The following is a 10,422-nucleotide window of genomic DNA, read 5'->3' as shown; positions in this document are numbered from 1 at the left end:
AAAAACGAGGTCCGTTTTTCTTGACATACTGGTCGTTTTGTTCAGTTTTCAAAGATCAATTTTTTACTTTGTCGTTTTTTGCGACAAGATATAATTTATCATGGTTGCGAGTGATTGTCAACTGTTTTTTTGAAAAATATTTAATTCCTTTCACAACCGTTTTGCTAAGCTGACAACAGAAATTAATATACCATAAATAATAGGGCAAATCAAGATGTTATTTACCGTATTTTTATGATTTTTTATTAACGTGCATACCAACTGAAGGTCCTTTGCATTTACTATACAGCTTCCTCCACTAAATTATACGCATTCTCTATTTACATTAGTTTATATTTATTTTTAGGTCGCCCTGTTTTACCATATTCAAGGATTACCTTAACAGCTCCCTCTGCCTCTAAATAGTTCAAATAACGGTGAACAGTTTGGTAGGACACAGGAAGGTTATTTTGAATCGTGTTTATAGTTACAGGGGTTTGTTGATCAAGTAAATAGTTTTTAATCGAACGCAAGGTTGCTTCATTAATTCCTTTTTCAACAAATGCACTCTCCTGTGGCTTGGTTAGCTTGCCAACCTTTAAATTAATTCGAATCCGTGAGATTAAGTCAGGAGCTTTAATTGGTTTTAAAGCGAAATCGGTAGCCCCGGCAGCTAAAAATGCGTTTGCAATATCCTGACGCTCATCAACCGTCAAAATAATAATCGGAACGACACTATTTAATTTGCGAATTTCCTTCGTCGTCCGAATCCCATCCCAGTCAGGCATATGGTAGTCCACCAACACAACGTCTGGTGTGTATAACCGAAAAAGCTCCACCGCTTTACGTCCAGTCGAGCATTCCAAGACATTCCAATTCGCATACTGACAAATTTCTCTTAATGTAAAACGAATATCCGAATTATCATCTACGACTAGTACTGTTGAGGTCATCTCTTCCCCCTCCTTTTAGCATTTACTTCTTTTCATTACACTGATACCTGAGATTCACTGACCTCCTCCGGCATTCTAATATTCATCTGCGTCAATAGATTTGGTCTACTATTTACCGTAATGGTCCCTCCGTGATTCTCGATTACTCGCTTTACAAAAGACAATCCGATACCGGTGGAATTGGTAGTACTGAATCCATCCTTCCATATATGCTGCAAATCATCTTGACGGATGCCCGAACCGTTATCTTCGATTTGTATCAATACTTGTCCTTTATCCCGCTTCACATTAATACGAATAAACCCTCCACTTCCTGTAAATGAGCAAACCGCATTCTCTAACAAGTTCGCAATTGCTCGCGAAAAACGAATTTTATTTACATATAGAATTGGTACATTTTCCACCATAAAAACTTCTAACTTAATAGCCTGGTCATCTAAATTAAGATGGCTAACTACATATTCTAGTAATTCAGAAACAGGTGTCGCTTTTTTTGTGTTCTCATGCATGATTTCGGAGATCATATCTTTCATTTTATTCACCGATTGATTAATACGGTTAAAATAATTCCTCCACATCCCATCAGGAGACGTCTTCATTTGCATTTCAATTAAGCTAATTAACCCCTCCACTGTAACGAGTGGGGTTTTAAGGTCGTGAACTAATGTTGTCATTTCTTCATATACTTTGGATTCTACAAGGGCGATTTTAGTTTCCTTTAACTCTTCTTCCTGCAGTTCATACCGCTTTAATGTATCCATTTGCTTTCGCTGTAAAAAGATTAATAATGTAAAAATGATTGCAATTACTAAAAATGCAGCAAAGAATATGGTCGCAATCGTATTGAATAGACTATTGTCGGTAAAGTATGCATCCGCCATTTTTATACTTGCTGCCATATCATTCAGACCAAATCCAAAGCTAGATAATGCAGGAATTAACTGGAGCCATTGCATCGATATAATTAATAACAGTAAAATAATCGAGAAAATAAAATAGTAGTACTTCTGTTTCGGTATATAGACTTGGAGCAGTAATAACAGCCCAAGTGTAAGAAAATGTGTTTGGAACGTCAGATTCTCATGATGTAGCCCATTAAAAAGAAACATGCTACTAGTCGTAAGGATGATAAAGCACCCTAAATAACGCAACATTTCAACACGCTGACAAAACACTCGTGAAAATAGAAATGCACCAAAATAAATAAAAAAGAAGATAACCGTATACTTGGCAACATACATAAAAGATGTAATAAGGAGCTGACCGCTATCACGATCGATAATGCTTTCATTTATTTGTATGATCATAAAAGCCGTCATACGATCCAAAAAATAAGGTAGCATTCCTCCATAAATTAACATCCCAAGCCCTAGCAATCCGACGACATAATGTTTCTTCGCTTTCACTCTTCCACCTCCTACGTCTAGCAGAAAAGGGATTCTGTTGCATCTTTTGTATTTGCTAGCCCATCTCAAGTTACAAGCTTAACGAAAAGCCGAATTGAACGGAACACGAATATCATCTAACTCGCTTACAAATGTAGCTGGTACACGAAATTGCTTTAAAGCATGTTTGATTTTGCTGCCATATTTATTCTCTTTCATACCAATATAATAATCTGCACGCTGAACTAATTGTTCAAACAACTGCAAGGACTTCCTATCACTGCGATAATTTCCCGATAAATGAACAAGAATCAACGCATTTTCCTGGTTTTCCACTTCCTCCGCAATCGCTTTTATCCGATTAACCTCTTCTTCGAACGTTCGATTTACTTGAGTCATCCCATTCGCACTATACCCAATCACTACAGCAACCGTATTGTAATCATATAAATCTGAGGCAAGTACTCTCGGGCGGTAATCCACATCTAAGTGAAGATGTTCCGCAATGGAATAAAGTATCGATGCTTCTACTGCTTGTCCAGCACTCGTAATTAATAGCTTTTGATCTCCAATTGGCGCAGGAAGATTCGGATAAGAAGCATATGGTTTACTTTTAGTTGCCGTCTGCTGTGGCGCAATGACAAACAATATTAAAATGAAAAAACAGATAGTAGCAGGGATATATTTTTTCATTCGATTCCCCCTCAAAAAATAGCTTGGAAGCAAGAAAAAAGGTAAAGCAATTGCTTTACCTTATCTTACTATAAATATAAAATATTCAAAATACTTTCCTTTCAATTAACTTAAATTAGACCTGCTTCCTTATCAGTCATCGCTTTAATCTCGGATCTAGCGCATCCCGCAACCCATCTCCAAATAAGTTAAAGCCTAGAACAACAAGAAATATAGCAAGTCCTGGGAATGCTACAACCCATGGAGCAGTTTGTAATGCAGCTCGTCCGTCACTTAGCATTGCCCCCCATTCTGGAGTTGGTGGCTGTGCACCAAGACCTAGAAAGCTTAAGCCTGCCGCATCTAAAATTGCCGTTCCTATCCCTAAGGTTGCTTGTACGATAATTGGTGCTAGACTGTTCGGCAGTACATGTTGAAACAAAATACGGCGATGCTTTGCGCCTATCGATCGCGCTGCCTCAATATACTCGGTTTCCTTCACCGATAACACCGTTGCCCGAACAATTCGAGCAAATTGAGGAATACCCACTAGCCCGACTGCAATCATTGCATTTGTTAAGCTTTTTCCAAGAACAGCAACCAGTGCAATGGCTAACAAAATACTCGGAAATGCCATCATAATATCGATGATGCGCATAATAATTTGATCGACCCAGCGACCAAAGTAACCAGCAAGTCCTCCGAGTAACACACCGATGACTAAAGAAATACCGACCGAAATAACTCCGATCTGTATGGAGATTCGTGTTCCATATACAATGCGACTAAAAATATCTCTTCCAAGTTCATCTGTACCTAAAATATGTTCTGAGGATGGAGGCTGGTACCGATTCACAATCGATTGATCTGTCGTACTATGTGTAGCAATGATCGGAGCAAAAATAGCCGTAATTATTAACAACAAAATAATACATAATCCAATCAAGGAGGTTTTACTTTTAATAATTCGAGTTAACGCATCTACCCACAGCCGTTGACCTTTTATTTGTACATTCTTGTCAACAGCATCGATACCCGGATCTGTAACAGGATTTGGTTGTATAGCCATAAGACACTTCCTTTCATTCAAGATAAGCACAAAACCTGTTCAACTTGATCAATTAAATTTGATACGCGGATCGAAATATTTGTATAAAATATCCGTAATCAAATTAATTAATACAAATAAGGTAGCGATAATTAAAATGGTTGCTTGAACAATGGGATAATCTCTGCCAAGTACAGCAAGCAATACGTACCTTCCTACACCAGGCCAAGAGAATATCGTTTCTGTAAGCACTGCACCTCCGAGCAATAACCCAAATTGCAGCCCAATTACAGTCAATACTGGTAAAAATGCATTTTTTAATGCATGCTGAAAAATGATTAAATGACGCTTTAGCCCTTTCGCATTTGCGGTACGAATATAATCTTGTCGCATCACTTCCAGCATACTTGACCTCGTCATCCTTGCAATAATCGCCATCGGAATAGTTGCCAGTGCAATTCCTGGCATAAGCAAGTGTAAAAATACATCTTTAAACGCTACCCAATTCCAGGTTAGGATACTATCTAATAAATAAAAGTTCGTAATCGTATCTAGCTCCACTCCAGTCGTAATCCTGCCAGAAGGAGGTAAAATGTTAAATGTAACTGAAAAAATCCAAATCATCATCAGCCCTAACCAAAATATTGGCATCGAAACCCCAAAAAGCGCCCCAGTCATACTAATGTTATCAAACCAGGAATATTGCTTTACCGCGGCAATGACCCCCGCTAAGATTCCAATTACAATCGCAATGGTCATTGCAAAAACAGCTAATTCCATCGTGGCTGGTAGCTTTTGCATCAGTTCATAGGAAATATCTTCTTTTGATTGAATTGATTCACCTAAGTCCCCCGTAAGGACCTTGCCCATAAAACGTCCGTATTGAACCATGTATGGATCATTTAAGCCTAACTCCTCCCGCAATAGCTCGAGCTGCGTTTCGGAAGCTTTTTCCCCTAGCATACTCCTTGCTGGATCACCGGGAATAAGATGAATCAATGAAAATGTAATGATGGAAACGCCAAGTAATACAGGGATTAACATCATTAATCTGCGGATAATATATTTTGCCATGTTTGTGACCCCTCCGTTCACGCACTTCAATCTTTCCTATTCGCATGATTGGAAAAGGCTCTTTCCCGTTCATCATCGACCGACAAGGAAAGAGCCTTCCATAAACTACATCCTTCGTTAATCAACGAACCTAGAATAATCGTCTATTCTTGAATATCTAGCAAATTAAAAGGTTCACTTCCCGTTGGATGCGGAACATAATTCACAATACTTTTCTTTGCAGCCAGTGGTGGAGTCGTATGCGCGATTGGGAACCAAGGCGCATCGTCATGAATAATCTCTTGCGCCTTCATATAAAGCGCTGTCCGCTTTTCTTGATCCATTTCAACCTGTGCTTCCTTCAATAGGTCATGGACTTCATCACTCTTGTAGAAAGCAATATTTCCTGCTGACCCCATTTTCGCATTATCCTTATCCAATAATACGTACATGAAGTTATCTGGATCTCCATTATCACCAGTCCAACCGAGGAAGGCCATATCATGCTTTCCATTCTCTGTTGCATCTAAATGGGAATCCCAATCATTTTCAACAATCTTTACCTTAATATTGACTTCCTTCAGCATTTCTTGGATTGCTTGAGCAGTTACTTTTGGCTGTGGCATATATGGTCTTGGATTTGCAAACGTGTACAATGTGATTTCAAAGCCATCAGCATAACCAGCTTCAGCTAATAACGCTTTCGCCTCTTCCACATCATATCCATAATCCTCTACATCATCATTAAAGCCCCATAATGATGGTGGAATTGGGTTTTTAGCAGCCTTTCCAATCCCTTCATAAAGTGAAATAAGCTGTTCCTTATCGATCGCTAAATTAACCGCTTGTCGCACAAGCTTATCCGCTAATGGGCCTTCCTTATCTGTGTTCATCGCCATATACGATACATTCATTGAAGGACGACGAATAATCTGTAAATTATCATCTCCTTCAGCTGTTGCAATATCCTGTGGATTTAATCCCATCATTAAATCGATACTACCAGCCTGAAGCTCCATGAATCGCGCACCATTATCCGGAATTACACGGAAGACAACTTGATCGACATTTGCTGGTTCACCAAAGTAATCAGGGTTTTTCTTTAACGTAATCTTGTCATCTGGCAACCATTCTTCAAATGTAAATGGACCAGTTCCAACTGGATTTTTAAAGTAGTCTTCTCCATGCTCTTCTACAGCCTTTGAACTCGCAATTCCAAAAGGTGGCATCGCAAGCGTATAGAGGAATGGTGCATTCGGTTCTGATAAAGTGAACGTAACTTCGTAATCTCCTGTTGCTTCCACCTTTTCGATAATTCCTTTCATATTATCTTCAGAGGCCCCAAACATATAGCCGTAATAGACAAATTCTGCTGACGTCGTCCAACGCTCAAAGTTGAAGACAACATCTTCTGCTGTAAAATCATTGCCATCATGGAACTTTACATCATCTCGTAATTGAAAGGTCCATACTTTCCCATCTTCTGAAACCTTCCACTCGGTTGCTAATGCAGGCTTTACTTCTGTGCTTTCTTCTTCATAGCGTACCAATGTATCATAAATTTGGTTTGTAACATAAATGGATTCTCCATCCGTTACTTTTGAAGGATCGAGTTGAATCGAATCCGCTCCACGGCCAAAAACAAGAATCTTATCTCCACTCGCTTCTCCTTCTGAAGCTTTGTTTTCGCCTTCCGCATTTCCGCTTCCTTCGCTATCTGATTGCGTATCCTTGTTACAAGCTGCAAGTATAAAAAACAGTGCTATTGACAAAACTAACAGAAATAATAAACGTTGCTTTTTAATCATAATTCTCCCCCTGCTTTTTTAGATTCTGCTTTATGTGCATAACGGTCAGCTTGCTGTTAAGCTTCGACCACCTCCTTGACAAAATGACATGCTGCCATTACCCCGTTTTCGGATGCTTTTCGTAATGATGGTTTGGAGGTTCGGCAAATTTCTTCGGCAAATGGGCAACGAGTATGGAATTTACACCCGCTTGGTGGGTTTTGCGGTGAAGGCAAATCCCCTTTTAAAATAATGCGTTGCTTTTCCTCATTTGGATTTACTTGAGGAACAGCAGAAAGTAACGCTTGGGTGTATGGATGCTTTGGATCACGATATACTTCTTGCGCATCCCCAATTTCAACTAGCTCCCCTAAATACATCACCGCAACACGATCACTAATATGGTGAACGACACTAAGATCATGGGCGATAAATACGTAAGTTAAATCAAATTCCGCCTGCAAATCCTCCATTAAATTAATTACCTGTGCTTGAATAGAAACATCTAATGCAGAAACCGGCTCATCACAAATGACAAGCTCAGGATCTAATGCCAAGGAACGCGCGATTCCAATTCGTTGGCGTTGCCCCCCACTAAATTCATGTGGATAACGTTGCTTATGGTATGCACTAAGCCCAACAACCTCAAGCAAATAATCTAAGCGTTTTTCCCGTTCCTCTCGAGGAATATTAAAGATTTTCATCGGCTCTGAAATAATTTTCTCAATGGACTTTCTTGGATTTAACGATGCATACGGATCCTGGAATATCAGTTGCATTTCTCGTCGTAATTTGCGAAGCTTTTCCCCACGAAAGTTCGTAATGTTTTCACCCTTAAAATAAATCTCTCCACTCGTTGGCTCTAACAGTTTGAGCATTACTCTTCCTGCTGTTGATTTCCCACAGCCACTTTCTCCAACAAGACCGAGCGTCTCCCCTTTCTTAACGGAAAACGAAATCCCATCTACCGCTTTTAAGACACGCTTTTCCCGCGAAAAAACCGCATCATTTTTAATCGGAAAATGTTTCTTTATATCTTTCACTTCAAGTAATGCACTCATGTCGTTACCGCCTTTTTTGATTGATCGTACAATAAACAACGAACACGATGATTTTCATCCACCCTCGTCATTACTGGATCCGTCTTTATGCATGCTTCCATTGCATGTGCGCATCGGGGTGCAAAGCTACATCCCTTTGGAAGTGCTCGTAAATCTGGGGGCGAGCCTTTTATTGTCGCAAGCTTTTCCTTTTCTGGCGTGATTTTCGGTATGGAATGCATTAACCCTTGCGTATATGGGTGTTTGCCGTTATCAAACAACTGCTTTGTGCTCGTAAATTCCGTTGGCTTTCCCGCATACATAACCATGACATTGTCACATACCTCTGATACAACACCGAGATCATGGGTAATCATGATCATTGCCATATTGAGTTCCTGTTGCATTTGCTTAAACAACTCTAGAATTTGCGCCTGGATGGTTACATCTAAAGCAGTTGTTGGCTCATCCGCAATCAATAACGATGGATTACAAGATAACGCCATTGCAATCATCACGCGCTGCCGCATTCCCCCGCTAAATTCATGCGGGTACGTCTTAAGACGCTTTCTTGCATCTGGAATACCAACTAGCGTTAACAACTCCACTGCACGTTCTTTTGCTTGTTTTTTTGTTAGTCGTTCATGCGCTAAAATGGTTTCAACCATTTGCTTTTCAACAGTAAAAACTGGATTTAGTGATGTCATCGGGTCCTGAAACACCATCGCAATTTCTTTTCCTCGAATTTGGCGCATTTCCTGTTCTTTTTTGTGCAGCAAATTTTCACCTTTAAAGATAATCTCACCTGCTACAATTTCTCCAGGAGGATTGGGCACAAGACCAAGAATGGACATAGCAGTTATACTTTTTCCAGAACCTGACTCTCCCACAATACCGAGTGTTTCCCCAGGCTTGATAGAAAAATCAACACCATCGACTGCTTTTACCACTCCAGCCTTCGTGAAAAAATGTGTATGTAAATTGCGAACCTCTAGGAGCGGTGAAGTCATATGCGTCCTCCTTTTTAAATTAATCAAATTAGTTAGATATTTTTGAATTTATACTATATTACATCTATATGAGAGCATGTATAAAGTTTTTCTCATTTTTCTTAAAAATAATTGACACCATATGCATTTGTTTTTCCAATATAAAAAGCCTTCTGCTCTTGGTTGAACAGAAAGCTAGCCTATCTCCATATGTAACTTCATCCATTGACATTTTGCCAATACATATGAATCGCTTATTTCGATTATCCTTCGTTTTTTGTTTTCTTCGGTACATATTTCAAGCATTCTTCATGACTGGCTACTCTTCTTAACAACTGAAAAAGGACCCGATATCGTTCTCGCATAGACTGTTTTACAATGGGGTCAATGCGATGATCCTCTAAATCAAAGAGCAACTCTTCTAATTCACGTTTCACTAAATATTGCATCTCTTTTTGCTCTAATTCGTTAATAATCAAGCCTAACATTTTCTCACCTCACACCATACCACAGTTATTCGTGAAAAATGTGGAATTTTGTCGGTTGGTTTTCTTAATTTATCCATTCTTTATCATTTTATTCAGAAGTTGGTTTTCTCGAAACTTGTCGAAGTAGCTTTCATTTGTTATTTCCTTTTTTGCTGCTTTATAAACCCGTTTGTTTTTTATTAGCTTGTTCATAATATCGCTTTTATCTCATAAATATAATAATAGACAAGCCTGATACAAAAGGAGGGAACCGTATGCAGCATTTTTATGTATGGAAATTCGGTAAGAAAGCACGAATCCTTACCCTTATACTATTTGCTCATCTTGCTGCCATTTTTATTTGGATGGAAACAACTGGAACGCTATCGGTGTTTTCCAATGAGGAACCAAATGTTCTGGCAAAGGGGAATGAAAAAGAACCAAATATTGCACTTACCTTTAACATAAGCTGGGGAGAAGAACGTGTAGAAGGGATATTAAAGCAGTTGGAAAAAGAACAAGTGCAAGCGACGTTTTTTGTTAGTGGAGAATGGGCAGAAAGACATCCAGAACTTGTGGAAATGATTGTCAAAGGAAAACATGAGCTAGGGACGTTGGGCTATCGCTATAAAAGCTATCTTGATCAGGAAATAGAGCAAGTGCGAAAGGATTTATTGCACACAAAAGAGGTCTTTAAAAAGCTTGGCTACGAAAATGTCGAGCTTCTACGCACACCTAATGGCCATTTTAACGAAGAGATTGTAGAGCTCGCAGAATCAATTGGCTTTAAAGTGATTCATTGGAATGTCAATTCACATGATTGGAAAAATCCCGGTACCCAGAAGATTATTGATCACATTATGAAGAACACCTCAAATGGTGACATCATTCTGATGCATGCTTCTGATTCCGCTAAGCAGACAGCTAATTCATTAAAAACGATTCTGCCAGGTTTAAAAAATAAAAAATTGTCCTTCGTAACAATTACTGAGTTGATCAATCAAGCCCACGCAAAAGCAGAAATAGTTGATTAAATGGAAGCTTTCACA

10 protein-coding genes are annotated in these 10,422 nt (G+C 39.1%); 1 reads left to right on the top strand and 9 read right to left on the bottom strand.

From position 1 onward, the window contains the following. Window positions 1-320: 320 nt before the first annotated feature. The 9 genes from SPK86_RS12740 to SPK86_RS12700 form a co-directional block, all read right to left on the bottom strand. Window positions 321-932 carry a response regulator gene (locus SPK86_RS12740; protein ID WP_284141078.1) on the bottom strand — a complete coding sequence of 204 codons (612 nt, stop codon included), beginning with the start codon at window positions 930-932 and terminating at the stop codon, window positions 321-323. Window positions 933-967: 35 nt separating this feature from the next. Next, entirely contained in the window at window positions 968-2,338 is a 1,371-nt protein-coding gene (locus SPK86_RS12735; RefSeq protein WP_284141077.1) for a sensor histidine kinase, read from the bottom strand. 78 nt (window positions 2,339-2,416) lie between these two features. Then, on the bottom strand, window positions 2,417-3,010 hold the full coding sequence (locus tag SPK86_RS12730) for a DUF6305 family protein (RefSeq protein ID WP_284141076.1): 594 nt from the start codon (window positions 3,008-3,010) through the stop codon (window positions 2,417-2,419). Window positions 3,011-3,146: 136 nt separating this feature from the next. Continuing rightward, window positions 3,147-4,058 (bottom strand): nickel transporter permease, encoded by a 912-nt coding sequence (nikC, locus tag SPK86_RS12725; protein WP_284141075.1) that lies wholly within the window; start codon window positions 4,056-4,058, stop codon window positions 3,147-3,149. A gap of 48 nt (window positions 4,059-4,106) precedes the next feature. Beyond that, the gene (locus SPK86_RS12720) at window positions 4,107-5,111 is read right to left on the bottom strand and encodes an ABC transporter permease (RefSeq protein ID WP_284141074.1); all 1,005 of its coding nucleotides are present in this window, start codon (window positions 5,109-5,111) and stop codon (window positions 4,107-4,109) included. A 143-nt stretch (window positions 5,112-5,254) separates the two neighbouring features. Continuing rightward, entirely contained in the window at window positions 5,255-6,898 is a 1,644-nt protein-coding gene (locus SPK86_RS12715) for an ABC transporter substrate-binding protein (protein ID WP_330949516.1), read from the bottom strand. A gap of 56 nt (window positions 6,899-6,954) precedes the next feature. Beyond that, window positions 6,955-7,938: an ABC transporter ATP-binding protein gene (locus SPK86_RS12710; RefSeq protein ID WP_284141072.1), complete on the bottom strand. Its 984-nt coding sequence runs from the start codon at window positions 7,936-7,938 to the stop codon at window positions 6,955-6,957. Next, window positions 7,935-8,927, bottom strand: coding sequence for an ABC transporter ATP-binding protein (locus SPK86_RS12705; protein WP_284141071.1), 993 nt, complete (start codon window positions 8,925-8,927; stop codon window positions 7,935-7,937). The genes SPK86_RS12710 and SPK86_RS12705 overlap by 4 nt, the downstream gene beginning before the upstream one ends. Before the next feature lie 242 nt (window positions 8,928-9,169). Then, the gene (locus SPK86_RS12700) at window positions 9,170-9,394 is read right to left on the bottom strand and encodes a hypothetical protein (RefSeq protein ID WP_284141070.1); all 225 of its coding nucleotides are present in this window, start codon (window positions 9,392-9,394) and stop codon (window positions 9,170-9,172) included. Window positions 9,395-9,648: 254 nt separating this feature from the next. Here SPK86_RS12700 and pdaB point away from each other — a divergent pair, with 254 nt between their 5' ends. Continuing rightward, a complete protein-coding gene (gene pdaB / locus SPK86_RS12695) occupies window positions 9,649-10,407 on the top strand; it encodes a polysaccharide deacetylase family sporulation protein PdaB (RefSeq protein WP_284141069.1) in 759 nt (252 codons plus the stop codon). Window positions 10,408-10,422 lie beyond the last annotated feature (15 nt).

Source organism: Virgibacillus sp. MG-45, from assembly GCF_036409425.1.
Taxonomy (GTDB): Bacteria; Bacillota; Bacilli; order Bacillales; family Amphibacillaceae; genus LDC-1.
This window is presented reverse-complemented; position numbering and strand designations above follow the sequence as displayed.

Coding starts and splice junctions, on each gene's coding strand:
- SPK86_RS12740 (WP_284141078.1), bottom strand. CDS start 932: ATGACCTCAACAGTACTAGTCGTAGATGATAATTCGGATATTCGTTTT.
- SPK86_RS12730 (WP_284141076.1), bottom strand. CDS start 3,010: ATGAAAAAATATATCCCTGCTACTATCTGTTTTTTCATTTTAATATTG.
- nikC (WP_284141075.1), bottom strand. CDS start 4,058: ATGGCTATACAACCAAATCCTGTTACAGATCCGGGTATCGATGCTGTT.
- SPK86_RS12720 (WP_284141074.1), bottom strand. CDS start 5,111: ATGGCAAAATATATTATCCGCAGATTAATGATGTTAATCCCTGTATTA.
- SPK86_RS12715 (WP_330949516.1), bottom strand. CDS start 6,898: ATGATTAAAAAGCAACGTTTATTATTTCTGTTAGTTTTGTCAATAGCA.
- SPK86_RS12710 (WP_284141072.1), bottom strand. CDS start 7,938: ATGAGTGCATTACTTGAAGTGAAAGATATAAAGAAACATTTTCCGATT.
- SPK86_RS12705 (WP_284141071.1), bottom strand. CDS start 8,927: ATGACTTCACCGCTCCTAGAGGTTCGCAATTTACATACACATTTTTTC.
- SPK86_RS12700 (WP_284141070.1), bottom strand. CDS start 9,394: ATGTTAGGCTTGATTATTAACGAATTAGAGCAAAAAGAGATGCAATAT.
- pdaB (WP_284141069.1), top strand. CDS start 9,649: ATGCAGCATTTTTATGTATGGAAATTCGGTAAGAAAGCACGAATCCTT.